This is a genomic window from Bradyrhizobium sp. TM239, from assembly GCF_036247985.1.
In the GTDB taxonomy this organism is placed as follows: Bacteria; Pseudomonadota; Alphaproteobacteria; order Rhizobiales; family Xanthobacteraceae; genus Bradyrhizobium; species Bradyrhizobium ottawaense.
Map to the genome: position 1 here is coordinate 22,743 of NZ_BTIR01000009.1, position 18,817 is coordinate 41,559.

Below are 18,817 nucleotides of genomic sequence, written 5' to 3' on the forward strand. Positions count from 1 at the left end.
GCAATCGGCTTGATGCCGTCACACGATCAGATCGTGCGACACATGGCCGTGAACGGTACCTGCCGAGAAAGGTGGATCGACATCGGACGGCGATGTTTCAGGCATGAATGCCGGTTCGGATCCATGGAATTCCCCAGCGTGCTCGTGATGACCGACGAAGTCCGAGAGATGATCCAACATCGCGCTATGCAGTGAGCCCTGCGGGGCGTTATCCCTGAACTGGAACGAGTCGCCGAGCTGCTGCGGGTCGGCAGGCTTTGATCCAGACGCTCCCCCGGACGGGTTGTGCTGGTCCGCCCCGCTTGAGAGCGAATGGTTGGCACCGCCGGTCGATGACTTCAGAAGGCTTGGGTTGAGACTTGGGTTGAGAGAAGTGTCTGCCGCTTCATCGCTGGTATGACCGTGGGCATGAGCCGCCTGGGCGGCGCCTCTTGGTGACGAGACGCCGTCATTCCCTGCATCGCTTCCGAGCGCAAGCCCGCTACCTGCGTGCTGTCCGGCAGCGCCGTGGGCAAAATTCAGCATGGCGACGTCGGGCACCTGACCGCTTGCGGCAATCGCGCCATTCTTGCCAGCCAATGAGGCTGCGTCGAACGCGGCCGGGTTGGTGAAGACAAAGCTGGCCTCGGTGAGGGGGGCCGCGTGCTGCACGATCACAGACAGTCCGCCGGCTGAGGGAGCTACCGCGTCGCTGCGGGGCGTTTCGATCGCGAGCGTTTGCACTTCGTCTGAACGGGAGAAGCTGGAATATTCGGTCTGTCCGGTCTGGTCCCAGTTCGGATCGAGGCTGGTGGCCGCCTCGGTTGATTGGATGGTCGAACTCCCTGCAGCGAGAAGCGTGCCGTCGCCGCTGCCGGGGTCGGACAAGTCTCCGGAACTGGTCGTCATCACGGCGGTCGCGTCACCCTGCGGCGTTGCGATGAGGTCGAGCAGTTCGCTGGCAACCGCCATCACAGGTGCCGCTGCCGGCGCCATGATGAAGTCCGAGGCGTCGATGGTTGCAATCCCCTGCAGATGAATTTCGAGCAGACTGGAATCGCCGACGTGCAGGGTCTGGTCCGTTGGATTGACGTACACGATCGTTTCATTCGCCGCACTGTCATAGAGCCAAGCGATCGTATGTGCCGGCACGGCCGTGCTGGTGGAGCTCAAGGCCAATATGACAAATCCAAGCGCGCCAAAAGCAGTCAAGTCGATCTTGTCCGCCCCAGAGGCAAAGTCGGTGATGGTGTCGAACTGGCCGGCGCGAGAATCGGCTACGAACAAATAAGCGAAACGGTCGTTCCCATTGCTGCCAGTGAGTTGATCCGCACCAAATCCACCGGTGATGGTGTCGCCGCCGTTGTTGCCGTTGATTGTATCGCTGCCCGAGCCGCCGTAGATGGCGTCATCCCCATCATTGCCTTTGATCGTGTCGTTGCCTGAGCCGCCATAGAGAACGTCGGCCTTGCCGGTCCCATTGACCGTGTCGCTGCTGGCCCCCGCGTAGATGATCTGACCTGTGTTGCCGCCACCGGCAATGGTTTCGCTCCCCGGCGTTCCATACACGTTGGGGGGATCGGAGATCACCGCAGATCCGGTGGCCAAATTATCAAAATCGTTCGGGTCTGCGTCGCTGGCACCATGAATGGCGACGGTTACCGTCTGCGTCGTACCGTCGATGGCAGTTATCGAGAAGGTGTCGGTCAAGGTGTCGCCGACCTCGAGCGCCTGAACCACTATGTTGTTGTTATCGAGGGTGTAAGTCCATACGCCGGCTGCGGTCATCGTGAAGGTGCCGTATCCGCCATCACTCGCAGCCGGCGAAGGGACTGCGGTGAACGTGTTCGGAGCGTTGTCGACGTCCGTATCGGTGAGCGTGCCGGTCGCGATGGGAACGCCCGGTGAGAAAGTTCCAGCCTCTGTCACCGAGCCGGTCGCGGTGCCGGAAATGAGGGCGGCGTCGTTGCTGCCCTGAATGGTGATCGTCACCACCTGCGGCGTACCGTCGAGGGCGTTGACAGTGAAACTGTCGGTGAGCGTGCCGCCGACGTTGAGCGCCTGCACCGCGCCACTGGCGTTGTCGAGCGTGTAGGTCCACACGCCGGCGGCGGTTATCGTGAAGGTGCCATAACCATTCGTGCTTGCCTTGGGCGAACTCACCGCGGTGAAGGTATTGGACGGATTGTCGACGTCGGCGGCAAACAGCGTGCCCGTTGCGCTCGGGCTGCCGGGTGTCGCGTTGGCAACGCCTCCGGCCTCGGTCACCGAGGCGGTCGTGGTGCCGGAAACGATGGCGGCATCGTTGGCGCCATGGATGGTGATCGTTACCACTTGGGCAGTTCCGTCCAGAGTGGTCACTATGAACGTGTCGGTCAGTGTCTCGCCGGTATTGAGCCCCTGCACCGCGCCGTTGGCATTGTCGAGCGTGTAGGTCCACACGCCCGCTGCCGTCATGGTGAAGGTGCCATAGCCGGCGGCGCTCACCGTCGGCGAGCCGACGGCCGTGAAAGCATTGGCGGTCGTGTCGACGTCGGTGTCGGTGAGGGTGCCGGTCGCGGTGGGTGTGCCGGGGTTTGCATTGGCGACGTCGCCAGCCTCGATCACCTCGCCGGTCGTCGCCCCGGAAATGGTCGCGGCGTCACTGGCTCCGAGGATGGTGATCGTCACGACTTGGGCGGTTCCTCCGATCGTAGTCACTGTGAACGTGTCGGTCAGCGTCTCGCCGGCATTGAGCGCCTGCACTGCGCCGTTGGCATTGTCCAAGGTGTAGGTCCACACGCCGGCCGCCGTCATCGTGAAGGTGCCATAGCCACGGGTGCTCGTTGTTGGCGAGCTTACGGTCGTGAACGTATTGGGCGGATCGTCGACGTCGGTGTCGGAAAGGGTGCCGGTCGCAATCGGCGTGCCGGGCGTTCCATTGGCTATGCCGCCAGCCTCGATGATCGAACCGGTCGTGGTGCCGGTGATGATGGCAGCGTCGTTGACACCGTTAATGGTGATCGTAAAGGTCTGAGCGACAGAGGTGAATCCGTCGGAGACCGTGACAACGAAACCGTCGGTCGTGGGCGCCTTCAGCGCGTTGATTGCGGCATTGTCAGGCACGAACGTATAAGCGCCGCTCGTGCTGTTGACGTAGAGGATCCCGTAGGAGCTTGTCTTCGACAGATCGTACGTCACGCCATCCAGGACCGCATTGCCGGCGCTGGCCCCGATGATGCCGAAGGTCAGATTGCCTCCGCTGTTGGTGCTACTGGCGCTGAAAGCTCCTCTCGTCGCAGTGAATGTGTCAAATATCACCGTGTCGCGTTCAGTTGGCCCCGCTCCCGTGCTGAGAGTCGGAGGCAGACGTCCCAGAGGCTCGGGAATGACGAAAGGCAACACAGTCGGCAAGGTCTGCAGCGTGGGCATGTCAGTTTGAATGAAATCGATCGGCTGCGCCCGCTCGGATTTGACGAAGGGAGGCGTGCTCGAGCCGCGCGGCCCTTGCCCTTCTGCGAAATTGGCGAGCACGTCCTGTTGGGCGGCGCGCAACTCGTCCATGCGAGCCGCCGTGTTCGCGACCTGATTGACGCTGATGGTGGATCCCACCTTCTTGATGATGATCGTCTCGCCGGGATCTTCGACGATGATGCGTCGCGGGACCGGCTCCTTAGTCACGAGCTCAAATGCACCGTGCGCAAGGTCCTTGTAAGTGATGGAATCGTCATCCAGGAATGTGACATCCGGATCCGCGGCCTCGGCATTTTGCGCGGCCGAGAAAGTCAATGCTGCAAGCGTCAGCATCCCGAAACCGCCCGCGTGGCCCCGGGCGCGAATGCCTGCAATGGGCGTATTCAGCTGCAGTGCCCCGGTTTCCGCCAGCCGGCCCGGTACGAAACTGAAGCTCCCTCGGGTCACGTCGAACAAGGCTGCAGGTGGCATGCCTTCGACGTCAAAGACGAACTCGCTCAGCACAACGTGAGTGCCGCAGGCGATGTTGAAAAGAGTACCGTCGATGAAGCAAATTGTGATCTGCCCGTCGGCATCGGTCTCCAGCACGTCACCCCGGCAGATCGGCGCACCAGCTACCGCCTGTGTGGCGGCGCCGCTCGCTGGCGTAAGCGCACAGCAACCGATCACTGTATGAATATGGCCGATGAGTTCGACGGGCGGGGCCATGGCGGCCCCGTTGTCAACATGGATGCCGGATGCAACTGACATGGCTCGACCTCCGCCAAGGGACAAGCTTTCCTGGGCGCTGGCAGCCCGAAGGCTTGCCCGCCGAAATAATCAAGTCTGATCGAGAGAGACGCATTGCGCGGGGGACAGCGCCGCGTACCGCCATTCCCGCCGTGCCCCTCCCGCCAATGTGATTAAATTGACAAACGAGACGAATTTAAACTGTGGCGCTTGCGTAGCGCTGGATATAAATTAGGTTGATTAATAAAATTAAACAACAATTATATTTATTGTGGCGGCGCTATGCGGTTCAGGAAACGGGCCGCCGATAGCGACAGGATCTTCTCAGAAAGGGGGGATCATGTGCAGACCTACGATAGCTGCTTTTGCGACCGGCCTTGTTTTGGCGCTTGCCAATTTCTCGCCGAGCGCGGCTCGAGCGCAAACCGATTTCGCCAAGCCCGCCGTCGCGGCCTCCTCATCGAAACCGATTGGGAAGGTGGTGGTAGCCACAGGCTCGGTCACGATCGAACATGCGGGCGCCGTGGTCGTTCAGGCGAATGTCTCGAGTGACCCTGGTCGGACCAACATCGGTGATCCCGTATATCTTGGTGATGTGGTGCGGACCGGGGCAGACGGGCGTGTCGGCATCAACTTCACCGACGGCAGCTCGTTCAATTTATCGAGCAACGCCCGTATGGTGTTGGATCACTATGTGTATGAGCCGGCCGGCAAGTCCAATGCGACCCTGTTCAATCTCGCCAGGGGAACGTTCACTTTTGTTGCGGGCGGTGTCGCAAAGACCGGCGACATGAAGGTCGATACTCCCGTCGCCACGCTGGGGATCCGAGGCACGACGCCGCATGTCGAGATTTCGGATGATGGGTCGGTCAAGATTTCGACCCTGATCGAAGAGGGCAAGAGTAAGCTCTTGAAGAAACCGCCGACATCGGCGGCGCCGGAGCCCGATCGAACCAGCAATCGAAGGCTCAACATCTGTCGGGGATGCTGAGAAACTTGCTTGGCCCGAAGCCGCCGTGATGCCGCAGTGCCGGCCGGGTGGGGGGACCAGGATGGGCGCTTCGTTCGCTGTCGGTGTCGGACGCTTGGTGTGGAAATGATCGCAAGAGCCAGTTTCATCAAGGCCGTGATGCTCATTCTTGTCCTTGTGCTGTCCAGTTCGTCGGGCTGGGCGCAGAAGCCGAAGAAGGGCAGCTCCCTCAAGAACGTTGAACTGTGTAACGGCTCAGACCGCGTGTCACCCGAAGCTCGGATCGATGGCTGTACGGCGTTCATAGATGCGGGCGAGGGAGCGGTGAACGGCTTCGTTGTCGCCTACAATAACAGGGGGAACGCCTATAGCGCTAAAGCCGACTACGAACGCGCGATCAAGGATTTCGTCGAAGCGACCAGGCTTGATCCGAATTATGCGAAGGCGTTCAACAACCTCGGCGTGGCCTATCTGAGAACGGGGGCGCGCGATCTGGCGATCGGCGCCTTTGAGGAGGCGCTCAAGCTCAAGCCGAACTATGGCGCGGCTTTTGCCAACCGTGCGGCAGCCTACCTGCAAGGGAACGTGTACGACCGTGCAGCGCGGGACTATGACGAGGCAATTCGCCTTGATCCGAAGCTGGAGGCGGTGCGGAGCGGACGCTGTTGGACCCGAGCCGTTCTTGGCGCTTTGCAGGCTGCGCTGGAAGACTGCGATATTGCGCTTCGATCGGGAGCAAACAACGCGGCAACATACGACTCGCGCGCTCTCATAAATCTGAAAATGGGGCAATTCTCCGCGGCGATGGATGACTACAACTCAGCGCTGCGGTTCGCGCCCAGGCTTGCGAGCGCGCTCTACGGCCGAGGGATTGCCAGATTCAAGCTCGGCGACACAGATGGTGGCCGTAGCGATATCGAGGCGGCCAGAAGGATCGACGCTGGAATCGACGAAGCCTTTGTCCGCTATGGGGTGCCGGTGACGGGACTGCCCAGCCGCGACAGCACCCTTTTGCAGGTGTTAACGAATCCTTAACCATCGGCGTCTCACATTCAATCCGGCGGATCCGCCCACGCTCGATGCGACACGGCGTGCTGCCTCCAAGGCAAATCAAGATATAGCATTAACAAGTCCTTAATTGGCGCGACCTACAGTCGACGGCATGGGCCGGCCAGAATGCCGGCATGGACCGCCGAACCGGAAGAAATGCCGCCAATGGCGCGAAAGGCTGCCGCTGGATTTGTGTCGCGAGCCCGCGCTCTGGCGCCGGAGCTGTCGCGTCATGTCCGCGTGCTGGCGGTCTGCCTGCTGATCGGTCTCGGTGCGCCTGCCCGGGCGGCCGATCCAATCAGGGGCGAGGCGAGCTTTTCGGCCGGCGGCGGCTTTGCCCGGCTCGTCATCAAGCTCGGCGAGGACGTTCCCTCCGAGGTGACGACCGCAGGCTCCATCCTCATCATCCGCTTCGACCGGGCGGTCGACGTTCCCGTCGACCGCGTTCCCGAAGGCGCGCCCGATTACGTCAACTCCGCGCGCCGCGATCCCGATGGCGGCGCCATCCGCCTGTCGCTGGCACGCCGCGTCACCGTCAACACCATGAATGCCGGCGAGCGCACCTTCGTCGACCTGTTGCCGGAGGGCTGGAAGGGGCCGCCGCCGAGCCTGCCGATGGACGTGGTCAAGGAGCTCGCCGAGCGCGCCCGCGTGGCCGAGCGCGCGTTGCGCGCCCAGCGCGCCGCGGCGGAGACCAAGAAGCGTCCGCAGATCCGCGTGCGGGCCTCGGTGCAGCCGACCTTCGTGCGCTTCGTGTTCGAGATGCCCGACGGCGTCGGCGTCTCCTCCGTGCTCAACGAGCAGAAGCTCACGCTCGCTTTCAACGCCAACCTCAATTTCGATCTGGCAGACGCGGTCGTCGCGGCGCCGCCGAACGTCGCCTCGATCAAGCAGAAGGCCGACATCGATCAGACCAATGTCGAGATCGCGCTGATCGGCGATTCCGACGTGCATTCGTTCCGCGACGAGAAGAACTACGTCGTCGACGTCTCTTTCCAGCCCGACAAGGGCAAGACGGCGGCAACGCCCGAGGCGGCGATCGCGCAGATGAAGCCTGCCGGTCACGGACCGGCGCCGTCACCCGACAAGCCCGCGGCCGAGAAGCCGAAGGACGCCCACCGCGAGATCGCGCCGCCGACCTCCGAGACGATCGCGCGCGAAGCCAAGATCGAGGTCAAGCCCGAGGTCAAGCCTGAGGTGAAGCCCGAAGCGCCCGCCGTAATGCCGTCGGCTGAAGCGCCGAAGCCGGCGCCGGCTGCCGCGGCTGAGGCCGCGCACGCTCCGGAGGCGCCCAAGGAGATTGCCAAGGAAGCTGCGAAGGAAGCTTCGAAGGAAATTGCGAAGCCCGCGCCGCCGGTCTCCGAAGCCGCGGCCGCGCCTGCCAAGCCGGCGCCTGCCGAAGCGCAGAAAGAGGCCGTGAAGGAAGCCGCCGAGGCTGCGCCGGCCGAGCCGGCCGCGCCACGGCCCACGATCGCCAGCGTCGATGCGCGCCGCGACAGCGACGGCCTGCGCGTGACGTTCCCGCTTCAGGTCGCAACACCGGCGGCGGCGTTCCGCCGCGGCGACACGGTGTGGCTGGTGTTCGATACGCCGAAGCCGATCGACGTCGAGCCGATCCGTGCCAAGGGCGGAGCGATGATCGGCGAGGTCGGCCGCATCCCGCTCGACAAGGGCCAGGCGGTGCGCATCCGTCTCACCCGCCCGCTGGTCTACTCGCTGGCGAGCGAGGAGGTCGGCAAGGAGACCAACTGGCTCCTGACGCTCGCCGACAAGATCCAGTCGACGCCGCTGCCGCTGATGATGTCGCGCAACATCACCGACCCCGCGCTCGCCAACATCGCCATCCCCTTCGCCAATCCAGGCCTGCTGCACAAGCTGACCGATCCCGATGCCGGCGACACGCTCTATGTCGTCACCGCGCAGCGGCCGGTGCGCGGCTTCATCAAGCGGCAGGACCTCGTCGATCTCTCGCTGCTGGAGTCGGCGCACGGCATCGCGATCCGGCCGAATTCCGACGAGGTCGGCGTCGAGGTCGGCGCCGACAAGGTGATCCTGGGCAAGAAGGGCGGACTGACGCTGTCGCCGGTCGACATCTCGGCCGAGCGGGCGCCGACCGCGGTGCGTCCGGTGTTCAGCCCCGAAGGCTGGCGCAAGGGCCAGTCGGACAACTTCGTGGCACGCCAGAGCGAGCTGATGACGGCGATCTCGGCCGTCGAGCCCGCGCTGCGTTCCCTGCCGCGGCTCGATCTCGCGCAGTTCTACATGTCGCGGGCGATGTATCACGAGGCCAAGGCCGTAACAGAGTTGATGTTGAGCGATCCGCTCAACAAGGAGGAGAGCGGCGCGCTGATCATGCATGCGATCGCCAGCATCCTGATCGGCCGCCCGGCGCAGGGCCTGAAGGACCTCGCCAATCCCGTGATCGGCAACAGCCACGATTCCCAGCTCTGGAAGGCGCTCGCCTATGCGCGCCAGGGCAAATGGGCGGACGCGCGCGAGAAGTTCAAGAACGTCGAATTCGCCATCGCCTCGCTGCCGCTCGACATCCAGCGCATCGTGACGATGGACGCGATGCGCGCCTCGCTCGAGGTGAAGGACTATGCCGGCGCCTCCAAGCGACGCAGCGAGCTCGAGGTGGTCGGCGTCTCGCCCGAGGCCGCACCCGGCTTCGCCGTGCTGCGCGGCCGGCTCGCCGAGGCGCTCGGTCACGACAAGGACGCGCTCGACGACTACAAGTTCGCGGTCGCCTCGGCCGATCGGCCGGCTGCGGCCGAGGCCAAGCAGCTCGAGGTCGCGCTGCGGCAGAAGCGCGACGAGATCAGCAAGGAAGACGCGCTGCGCGAGCTCGAGACCCTGTCCATGACCTGGCGCGGCGACGCGATCGAGGTCAAGACGCTCCAGATGCTGTCGCAGATGTTCGCCGAGAACGGGCGCTACCGCGATGCGCTCACCGCGGCGCGCACCGCGACGAGGCTGCAGCCGAACGCCGAGGCCTCGCGCCAGGCGCAGGATCTCGCCTCGGACCTGTTCACGAAGATCTTCCTGGGACCGAAGGGCGACGAGCTGCCGCCGGTCGAGGCGCTCGGGATGTTCTACGAATTCCGCGAGCTGACGCCGATCGGCCGGCGCGGCGACGAGCTGATCCGCCGTCTCGCCGACCGTCTCGCCTCGATCGACCTGCTCGACCAGGCCGCCGAGCTGCTGCAATACCAGGTCGACCACCGGCTCGAAGGCGCCGCGCGCGCCCAGGTCGCCGCGCGCCTGTCCATGATCTATCTCGCCAACCGCAAGCCCGACATGGCGATCACCGCGCTGCGCGCGAGCCGCATCAGCGATCTCTCCGGCGAGCTCAGGCAGCAGCGCCTGCTGCTTGAAGCGCGCGCGCAGAGCGACGTCGGCCGTCACGACCTCGCGCTCGACATCGTCTCCAACGTCTCCGGGCGCGAAGTGCTGCGCCTGCGCTCCGACATCTTCTGGGCGGCACGGCGCTGGCGCGAATCCGCCGAGCAGATCGAGCTTTATTACGGTGAGCGCTTCCGCGACTTCAAGCCGCTCAACGCGGTGGAGAAGAGCGACATCATCCGCGCCGCCGTCGGCTATGCGCTCGCCGACGACTCGATCGGCCTGTCGCGCTTCCGCGAGAAATACGCGCCGCTGATGAGCGAGAGCGCCGACCGTCTCGCCTTCGATATCGCCAGCAAGCCGGCCGCGGCCTCCAGCGCCGAATTCGCCGAGATCGCCAAGCTGGCTGCCAGCGTCGATACGCTCGACGGCTTCCTGCGCGAGATGAAGCAGCGCTTCCCCGACGCCACCGCCCGCGCACCGCAGGCCAAGGAAGAAGCCGACCACACCGGCTCGCTGCCGACGATCCCCGTCGTGCGACAGATCAGGATGACGCGGTAGCCCGCGCGAAGCGCGCGCCCCGTGACGGCTCGGCATTCTCCGTCGTTGCGAGGGCAGTGACTTGTCCGCCGAAGCCTCGGCGAGGGCGGAAGCAATCCAGAGTCTTTCCGCGGCGGCAGTCTGGATTGCTTCGCAATTTTGTCGCGAGCTCCTCGCAATGACGGAGAGGGGGCGAGGCTATCGCTGACGGCGGAGAGGAAGCGCCGCTGGATTAAGCCTGCAAAGTCGCCCCGCCATCACCCCCCGTAACTCTGCACCAAACTCCCTGCCACAAGCGACCAGCCGTCGACCAGAACGAAGAAGATCAGCTTGAACGGCAGCGAGATCGTTGCCGGCGGCAGCATCATCATGCCCATCGACATCAGCACCGAGGCGACGACGAGGTCGATGATCAGGAAGGGCAGGAACAACAGGAAGCCGATCTCGAAGGCGCGCTTCAGCTCGGAGATCATGAAGGCGGGGACGAGGATGCGTAAGCCGAGATCGTCGGGGGTGGCCGGCGGCGCCTCGCCCGAGAGATCCAGGAACAGCTTGAGGTCCTTCTCGCGCACGTTCTTCTGCATGAAGCCGCGCAAGGGAACGGAGGCGCGCTGGAGCGCGTCCTCGACGCCGATCTGGTTGGCGACCAGCGGGCGGATGCCGTCGTCGTAGGATTTCTGCAGGACCGGCCCCATCACGAAGAAGGTGAGGAACATCGCCAGCGCGATGATCACCGAGTTCGGCGGCGCGGTCGCCGTGCCCATCGCGGTGCGCAGCAGCGACAGCACCACCACGATGCGCGTGAACGACGTCATCATGATCAGGATCGACGGCGCGATCGACAGCACGGTGAGCAGGGCGATCAGCTGGATCGCGCGCTCGGTGACGCCGCCGCCGCCAGCGCCGCCGCCGAGATTGATGCTGATGTCCTGCGCATGCGCCGGCATCGCCGCCGATGCCGCGCCGATCAGAACAGAAAGGAAAACAACTCTACGCGGAAGGGACGGCAGCCTCACGAAGACGGCTTCGGACGGCCGAGCAGGGAGGCCATCTCGTCTTCGAGATTTTCAAAGCTGGTCTTTTCCGCGGCCGGTTTTGCGGGCGGGGCCGGTGGTGCCGGCGGCTCGCTGCGTGCGGCGCGGGGCGGCGGCGCAGGCGGTTCTGGCGCAACCGGAGGCGCGACCGTCTCGCCGGCCGGCCGACGCAGGGCAGCCTCCAGCCGCTGCGCCATTTCGGCGAGATTCTGCTCGGCGCTGGAGGGGGCCGCGACGGGAGCCGGCGGAACGGGGGGAGCCTGCGGCACGGGCGGAGGCGGCGGCGGGGCAGCGGCGCGCACCGGCGGCATCTTCGGCGGCTCACTCTGGCGCGGTGGCCGCGGCATCAGCGGCGGCTCGCTGCGCGGAACGCGCGGCGGCAGCGGCTCGGGCCGCGGTTCGCGCTCGGGGCGCGGCGCGATCGGCTCGGCCGTAAAGCCGGCGAGGGGATCGCTGCGGCGTTCGGCCAGCGCGGGAGCGGGCCGGCGCACCTCGTCGGCGAAGGACGGGCGCGCGGGCCGCGGCGGCGGTTCGGGCATTTGCGGCTCGGGATGATCGAGCAGCTCGGGCCGCGGTGCTTCGTCGGCCCAGCCGCTGGTATCCGGCATGGGCGCGAGCCGCGGCGGTTCCGCGGCGTTCGGACGCTGCGGAAGCTGGTCGCGGCCGGGCGCGGCGCGAACGATATTGGGCTCGACGACGATATCGGTCGGCCCGCCGATCATCAGGAGATGCTCGACATTGTCACGCCGGACCAGCACCAGGCGGCGCCGACCGTCGACCGCGGCAGCGTCGATCACCGCGAGCCGGGGCATCCTGCCGCGCTGGGTGTTGGCGCCGACCCGGCTGCCGGCGAATCGGCGAACCAGCCAGGCAGCGACGCCGATCAACGCCAGGACGACGATGAACGCGACGATGAAGGTGATAGGGCTGCCTTGCATACTTGTCCCCGACAAATGGCGCTGTTCTCGTGCCCATGGTCGGACTCGCCAACCACCGGCTTAACGATGCCCCAAACTGCGATTTCTTAACGTCCCACGGCAAGTTTTGCCGTCCCCAACTCTTAATAACCCATGAATCGCTCGATCCAAAACGACTTCTTGGCCTGTGCATGCGCCGCCAAATGGTTGGGTTAATGCCACTTTTGGAGACGTAGAATCACGGGGGCGCAAAATAGTGTCCCGCTCGGGGACACGCCTCGAGGGCGTCCTTAACCAGCTGTTAACCATACACGCGGCAAATTCTGCCTAGCTGCGGACCTCAAGGTTCGCAACAGGCGGAAGGAGCCGCGACGATGTCCATCAACGACCTCCCGGTACTGTCGGCGCTTCGCACCAAGATGCAGTGGCACCAGGAACGCCAGCGGGTCCTGTCCGAGAACGTCTCCAATTCCGACACGCCCAAATTCCGGCCGCGCGACCTGGTCGAGCCCAAGCTCGACAAGTCCGGGGCCGTCACCGGCTCGATGGGCCCCCTCGCGCTCGCCCGCACCAGCGGTTCTCACATGACGCCGTCCGGGGCTGCGTCCGGATTCGACCAGAACAAGAATGCGGGTTTTGAGACCCGCCCCGCGGGCAACGCCGTCAATCTCGAAGAGGAGATGATGAAGGCCGCCAGCAACCAGATGGACTACGCGGCGGCGACCTCGCTCTATTCGAAGAGCCTGCATCTGCTCAAGACCGCGATCGGCAAGGGTTAGAGCATGATCCGGAAACAGAACAGCTAGAGGAGGCGCATCATGGCCAATGACAGCAGCGACTTTGCCCGCTCGATGGCGATCGCGACCTCTGGTCTGCGGGCGCAAGCCGGCCGCATGCGGGTGATCTCGGAAAACATCGCGAACGCGGATTCGACCTCGCAGACCGCAGGCGGCGATCCCTACCGGCGCAAGGTTCCGACCTTCTCCTCGGCGCTCGACCGCAGCCTCGACGCGCAGGTCGTCACCCTCGGCAGGATCAAGCCCGACCAGTCGAACTTCCGCGTCAAATACGAGCCGAGCAATCCGGTCGCGGACGCCAGCGGCAACGTCAAATATCCCAACGTGAACTCGGTGGTCGAGATGACCGACATGCGCGATGCGCAGCGGTCCTACGAGGCCAATCTCAACATCATCAGTGCGACGCGCCGGATGATCCAGCGCACGCTCGACATCCTCAAGAGCTGAACAGGACAATTGAGCCATGGCATCACCGACAATCGCCGCCAACGCTTATGCCAACCTCGCCCGGGTGCTGGAGAACAGCGGTGCCGGCAAAGGCACCGAGGCAGGCGGGCAATCCTTTGCCTCGATGCTGAAGGACGCCGTCGGCAGCGTCATGGAGTCCGGCCGCAAGTCGGACGCACAGACGGTGGCGATGGCCTCCGGCAAGGCCAACGTGATGGACGTGGTGACGGCGGTGGCAGACACCGACGTCGCGGTGTCCACGCTGGTCTCGGTCCGCGACCGCGTGATCGCGGCGTATGAAGACATCATGAAGATGCCGATCTGACGCGCACTGTCATTCCGGGGGCGCGACGAAGTCGTGAGCCCGGAATCCATGGTGCGATCAATGCTGCGGCCCGATGGATTCCGGGTTCTCGCTTCGCGAGCCCCGGAATGACGACAAACAATTCAGAGTAGGAATTCAAATGACCGGCCCCGAAACCCTCGACGTCGCGCGCGATGCGATCTGGACGATCGTGATCGTGTCTTCCCCCCTGATGGTGGTCGGTCTGGTGGTCGGCGTCATCGTGTCGCTGTTCCAGGCACTGACGCAGATCCAGGAACAGACGCTGATCTACGTGCCGAAGATCCTCGCCATCTTTGCCACGATGCTGCTGGCGCTGCCGTTCATGGCCGACGCGCTCCATTCCCACATGCTGCGGATCTCGTCGCGAATCATCGGCGGCTGAGGCACAATGCGTGAATTATGCGCATCGACGTCTCGCTGCTGCCGGCGCTCGCCGCTTCCTTCATGCTCGCCTTCGCCCGGGTCGGCGCGATGGTGATGCTGTTGCCGGGGCTGGGCGAGACCAACATTCCGACGCGGATCAAGCTGTCGATCGCGCTGCTGCTCACGCTGATCATCCTGCCGCTGCATCGCAATGCCTACCAGGTCGACATGGGCTCGCTCGCGCCGCTCCTGGTCCTGATGCTGCATGAGATCGCGATCGGAATCGTGCTGGGCGCCACCGCGCGCGTGACGCTGTCGGCACTCCAGGTCGCGGGATCGGTGATCGCCCAGCAGATGGGGCTCGGTTTCGTCACCTCGGTCGACCCGACGCAGGGCCAGCAGGGCGTGCTGGTCGGCAACTTCCTGACCATGCTCGGGGTGACGCTGCTGTTCGCCACCGACAGCCATCATCTGGTGATCGCGGCGCTGAACGACAGCTACACGATCTTCTCGCCGGGCGAGACCGTGTCGAGCGGCGATGTCGCCGCGCTCGCGACGCGCGCCTTCTCCGCCGCGTTTCGCCTCGGCCTGCAGCTCTCGGGACCGTTTCTGGTGTTCGGCCTGGTCTTCAACATCGGGCTCGGGGTGCTGGCGCGGCTGATGCCGCAGATGCAGGTCTATTTCGTCGGTGTGCCGCTCTCGATCTTCGCGGGCTTCCTCGTGCTTGCCGTGGTGCTCACGGCGATGATGGGCACGTACCTGGATTACTTCATCGGTGTCATGCACCAGTTGATGCCGCTGAGGCCACGGTAGATCGATGGCAGAAGACAAGGACCCAGAGAGTCAAACAGAAGACCCGACGCAAAAGCGCCTGGACGACGCGCTCGAACGCGGCGACGTCGCCAAGAGCCAGGAGATCAACACCTGGTTCATGATGGCGGGCGGCACGCTCGTGGTCTCGACCTTCTCGGGCTCGGTGGGCAGCGGGCTGCTGACGCCGATGCGCAACCTGCTCGCCAATTCCTGGATGATCAAGACTGACGGCAAGGCCCTGCTCGCGCTGATGCAGCAGATCGAATTCGCCCTGCTCGCGGCGATCGGCGTGCCTCTGATGATGCTGATGCTGGCGGCGATCGCCGGCAACATGCTGCAGCACCGCCTGGTCTGGTCGGCCGAATCCCTGACGCCGAAATTCAGCAAGATCTCGCCCGGCGCCGGCTTCAAGCGCATCTTCGGCAAGCAGGCGGCGGCCAATTTTCTCAAAGGCATCGGCAAGCTCGTGCTGCTCGGCGTGGTCATGACCATGATCCTGTGGCCGGAGCGGCATCGCATGGAAGCGATGGTCAGGCTCGATCCGGCGGCCATGCTCGGCGCCAGCACCAGCATGACGGTCCATCTGCTCGGTGCCGTGGTCGCGGCGCTCGCGATCGTCGCCATCGCCGACTATTTCTTCCAGTACCGTAGCTGGTTCCAGCGGCAGAAGATGTCGCTCCAGGAGATCAAGGAAGAGTTCAAGCAGTCCGAAGGCGATCCGCACATCAAGGGCAAGATCCGGCAACTCCGGCAGCAGCGCGCCAAGAAGCGCATGATGGCGGCGGTTCCCAAGGCCTCGGTGATCATCACCAACCCGACCCACTATTCGGTGGCGCTGTCCTATGAGCGCGGCATGTCGGCCCCGATCTGCGTCGCCAAGGGCGTCGATAACGTCGCCTTCAAGATCCGGGAGATCGCGCGCGAGCACGACATCCCGATCGTGGAGAACGTGCCGCTCGCCCGCGCGCTCTACGCCACCGTCGAGATCGACCAGGAAATCCCGACCGAGCACTACCATGCGGTCGCCGAAGTCATCGGCTACGTCATGCGGCTGAAGCGCGGATTCGGCGCCGGGCGCGGATAAAACACCCGAAAAAGTACCGGAAATGGCCGTAATCTGGGAATCAGCGTACCTTTCGCCCCCGCTGCCCTTGCACCTCAGGGTCCGATTCAGGCAGGGAGGACCCCACGCGCCCCGTAGCGCGTTGATTCTCTGCCGACAGGCTGCGCCAGCTCGAGAATGACCGCCGAGACCGACCACGACCTCACCCGCGAGCCCGTTGCGACGCACGAGCCGTCGCCGCGCTCGGGCAGCATTGCGCTGGTGCTGCTGGTGGCCGCCGGCCTCGTCGCCGTCGCCGTCGGGCTGATGACGCTCGGGCGCGCGCAGGCGCAGCCCTATATCCTCGGCATCCTTGCCGTGCTGGCCATGGTCGGCCTGTTCAACCTGTTCGCCTTCGCCGCCGGGATCATCCGCTTCGCCGACCGCAGTCTCGATGATCCAGTCGTGGGGCGGATCGCCGATCATGGCTTCGACGGGCTCGCGGTCACCGATGCCCGCGGCCACGTGGTCTATTCCAACGCCGCCTATCTGACGTTGACGGGCGCGACCGGGCCGCAGGATGTGCGCCCGGTCGAGCGTGTCTTCATCGGCAACCCCGACGTCTCCGAAGCCGTGTTCCGCCTGCTCAAGGCCGCGCGCGAAGGCAAGCGGCAGCAGGAAGAGGTCCGCATCTCCGGCCAGGACGGCAGCCAGGGCCGCTGGCTGCGCATGCGGGTGCGCCCGCTCGGAACCGGCAAGCGCGAGGCGAAATACGCGGTGTGGTCGATCGCCGACATCACGCGCGACCGCGAGCGCCAGGAGGACGTGTTCCAGGAGCTCCAGCACGCGATCGAATATCTCGACCACGCGCCGTGCGGCTTCTTCTCGGTCAATCCGGCCGGCGAGCTCGCTTACGTCAACGCGACGCTGGCGAACTGGCTCGACTACGACCTCGCCGAGATCGGCTCGGGCGGCCTCAAGCTGACCGACATCGTCTCCGGCGACGGCGCCTCACTGCTGACGTCGATCGTGGCGGTGCCGGGCGAGGTGAAGACCGAGATCTTCGACATCGACCTGCGGATGCGCACCGGCAAGACCATGCCGGTGCGGCTCTATCACAAGCTCGCCTTCGGCGCCGACGGCGCGCCGGGGCCGTCGCGCACGCTCGTCATCAGCCGCGCCCGCGACGAGCGCAGCGATCCTGACCGCGCCGCCGAAGTGCGCTTCATGCGCTTCTTCGACCATACGCCGATGGCGATCGCGACCGTCGACCGCAGCGGCAACGTGGTGCGCGCCAATGCGCGCTATGCCAAACTCGGCCAGGCGCTCGGGCTCGACAGCGCCTCCAAGTCGATCTTCCGCGCGGTCAATTCGCGCGACCGGCACCTCCTGATCGCGGCCATCAACCAGGCCGCCGACGGCCGGGCCGACATCGCCCCGGTCGAGGTGGCGCTGGAAGGCACCAAGGAGCGCTGGGGCCAGTTCTTCGTCACGCCGGTCGATGCCGCCGAGAACGAGGCGGAAGCCGCCATCGTGCACATGCTCGAGACCACCGAGCGGCGCGCGCTGGAGAACCAGATCAACCAGTCGCAGAAGATGGAGACGGTCGGCCAGCTCGCCGGCGGCATCGCCCACGACTTCAACAACGTGCTCTCCGCCATCATGATGGCGAACGACTTCCTGCTGAACGCGCACAAGCCGACCGACCCGTCGTTCCAGGACATCATGCAGATCAAGCAGAACGCCACGCGCGCCGCCACGCTGGTGCGGCAGCTGCTGGCGTTCTCGCGGCGGCAGACGCTGCGGCCGCAGGTGCTCGATCTCGGCGACGCGCTGTCCGATCTCGCCATGCTGCTGCGCCGCCTGATCGGCGAGAAGGTCAAGCACGAGACCATCCACGGCCGCGATCTCTGGCCGGTCAAGGTCGACGTCTCCCAGTTCGAGCAGGTGATCGTCAATCTCGCGGTGAACGCGCGCGACGCCATGCCCGACGGCGGCAAGCTGATCATCCGCACCGCCAACGTCACCGCGGAAGAAGCGGCCAGGCTCGCCTACAAGGGCATGCCGGCCGCGGATTATGTCCGGATCGAAGTCGCCGACACCGGCACCGGCATTCCCGCCGACATCCGCGACAAGATTTTCGAGCCGTTCTTCTCGACCAAGGAAGTCGGCAAAGGCACCGGACTCGGCCTTTCCACGGTCTACGGCATCGTCAAGCAGACCGGCGGCTTCATCTACGTCGATTCCGAGCCGGGCCAGGGCACCTCGTTCCACATCTTCCTGCCGCGCCACCACGCCGAGCCTGAAGCGCAGGTCGAGCAGCCGGCGGCTGTGGTCAGCGCGACCAGCGGCGCCGGAAAGGACGCCGCGGCGGCCGAGGCCAAGCCGCGCACCGATCTCACGGGGCAGGGCACCATCCTGCTGGTCGAGGACGAAGAGGGCCTGCGCGCGCTGAACGCACGCGGCCTGCGCTCGCGCGGCTACACCGTGGTCGAGGCCGAGAACGGCGTCGAGGCCATGGAAGTGCTGGAGGAGCAGAGCGGCGCGATCGATCTCGTCGTCTCCGACGTCGTCATGCCCGAGATGGACGGCCCGACGCTTTTGAAGGCGATGCGAGAGAAGAACCCCGACATCAAGTTCATCTTCGTCTCCGGTTATGCCGAGGACGCGTTCGAGAAGAGCCTGCCCGAAGGCCAGCAGTTCGACTTCCTGCCAAAGCCCTTCACGCTCAGCCAGCTCGTGGCGGCGGTCAAGGAGACGATGGCAAAGCAGGGGTGAGGGTAGGCGGCGCTTCCCCATTCTCCGTCATTGCGAGCGCAGCGACTTGTCCGCCGAAGCCTTGGCGAAGGCGGAAGCAATCCAGACTGCGTCTGCGGACAGAGCCGGGATTGCTTCGTCGCAAGGGTTCCTCGCAATGACGCGGTGAGAGAGCCGCGCTCGCAATGACGGGGAAAGAGCGGAAATCTCATCCCTATGCCGCCGGTATCCCGCGACC

The 18,817-nt window shown here is 64.9% G+C and carries 13 protein-coding genes; 10 read left to right on the forward strand and 3 right to left on the reverse strand.

Features of this window, described 5'->3' with window-relative positions; translation table 11 throughout:
- Positions 1 to 18: 18 nt before the first annotated feature.
- On the reverse strand, positions 19 to 4,182 hold the full coding sequence (locus AABA84_RS16865; protein ID WP_338312556.1) for a VCBS domain-containing protein: 4,164 nt from the start codon (positions 4,180 to 4,182) through the stop codon (positions 19 to 21).
- Positions 4,183 to 4,501: 319 nt separating this feature from the next.
- On the opposite strand from AABA84_RS16865, the gene AABA84_RS16870 reads away from it, so the two are divergent.
- The 3 genes from AABA84_RS16870 to AABA84_RS16880 all read left to right on the forward strand — a co-directional run bounded on the left by AABA84_RS16870 (position 4,502) and on the right by AABA84_RS16880 (position 10,084).
- Positions 4,502 to 5,152 (forward strand): FecR family protein, encoded by a 651-nt coding sequence (locus AABA84_RS16870; RefSeq protein WP_338306534.1) that lies wholly within the window; start codon positions 4,502 to 4,504, stop codon positions 5,150 to 5,152.
- 105 nt (positions 5,153 to 5,257) lie between these two features.
- Positions 5,258 to 6,166, forward strand: a complete 909-nt coding sequence (locus tag AABA84_RS16875) for a tetratricopeptide repeat protein (RefSeq protein WP_338312601.1) — start codon at positions 5,258 to 5,260, stop codon at positions 6,164 to 6,166.
- A gap of 180 nt (positions 6,167 to 6,346) precedes the next feature.
- On the forward strand, positions 6,347 to 10,084 hold the full coding sequence (locus tag AABA84_RS16880; RefSeq protein ID WP_338312557.1) for a tetratricopeptide repeat protein: 3,738 nt from the start codon (positions 6,347 to 6,349) through the stop codon (positions 10,082 to 10,084).
- Positions 10,085 to 10,320: 236 nt separating this feature from the next.
- Here AABA84_RS16880 and fliP read toward each other — a convergent pair whose 3' ends face one another.
- Positions 10,321 to 11,079 carry a flagellar type III secretion system pore protein FliP gene (gene fliP / locus AABA84_RS16885; protein WP_212252925.1) on the reverse strand — a complete coding sequence of 253 codons (759 nt, stop codon included), beginning with the start codon at positions 11,077 to 11,079 and terminating at the stop codon, positions 10,321 to 10,323.
- Positions 11,076 to 12,035 (reverse strand): flagellar biosynthetic protein FliO, encoded by a 960-nt coding sequence (locus AABA84_RS16890; protein ID WP_338312558.1) that lies wholly within the window; start codon positions 12,033 to 12,035, stop codon positions 11,076 to 11,078. The genes fliP and AABA84_RS16890 overlap by 4 nt, the downstream gene beginning before the upstream one ends.
- Before the next feature lie 353 nt (positions 12,036 to 12,388).
- On the opposite strand from AABA84_RS16890, the gene flgB reads away from it, so the two are divergent.
- The 7 genes from flgB (at position 12,389) to cckA (ending at position 18,600) form a co-directional block, all read left to right on the forward strand.
- Positions 12,389 to 12,793 carry a flagellar basal body rod protein FlgB gene (flgB, locus tag AABA84_RS16895; protein ID WP_028142767.1) on the forward strand — a complete coding sequence of 135 codons (405 nt, stop codon included), beginning with the start codon at positions 12,389 to 12,391 and terminating at the stop codon, positions 12,791 to 12,793.
- A gap of 39 nt (positions 12,794 to 12,832) precedes the next feature.
- Entirely contained in the window at positions 12,833 to 13,258 is a 426-nt protein-coding gene (flgC, locus tag AABA84_RS16900) for a flagellar basal body rod protein FlgC (protein ID WP_212252921.1), read from the forward strand.
- A 16-nt stretch (positions 13,259 to 13,274) separates the two neighbouring features.
- Positions 13,275 to 13,583, forward strand: coding sequence for a flagellar hook-basal body complex protein FliE (gene fliE, locus AABA84_RS16905; protein ID WP_212252919.1), 309 nt, complete (start codon positions 13,275 to 13,277; stop codon positions 13,581 to 13,583).
- 139 nt (positions 13,584 to 13,722) lie between these two features.
- Positions 13,723 to 13,986 (forward strand): flagellar biosynthesis protein FliQ, encoded by a 264-nt coding sequence (fliQ, locus tag AABA84_RS16910; RefSeq protein WP_015684971.1) that lies wholly within the window; start codon positions 13,723 to 13,725, stop codon positions 13,984 to 13,986.
- A gap of 17 nt (positions 13,987 to 14,003) precedes the next feature.
- The gene (gene fliR / locus AABA84_RS16915) at positions 14,004 to 14,780 is read left to right on the forward strand and encodes a flagellar biosynthetic protein FliR (protein WP_212252917.1); all 777 of its coding nucleotides are present in this window, start codon (positions 14,004 to 14,006) and stop codon (positions 14,778 to 14,780) included.
- A gap of 4 nt (positions 14,781 to 14,784) precedes the next feature.
- On the forward strand, positions 14,785 to 15,864 hold the full coding sequence (gene flhB / locus AABA84_RS16920; RefSeq protein WP_338306531.1) for a flagellar biosynthesis protein FlhB: 1,080 nt from the start codon (positions 14,785 to 14,787) through the stop codon (positions 15,862 to 15,864).
- Between the two features lie 156 nt (positions 15,865 to 16,020).
- Positions 16,021 to 18,600 (forward strand): cell cycle histidine kinase CckA, encoded by a 2,580-nt coding sequence (gene cckA, locus AABA84_RS16925; RefSeq protein ID WP_338312559.1) that lies wholly within the window; start codon positions 16,021 to 16,023, stop codon positions 18,598 to 18,600.
- Positions 18,601 to 18,817: the final 217 nt, after the last annotated feature.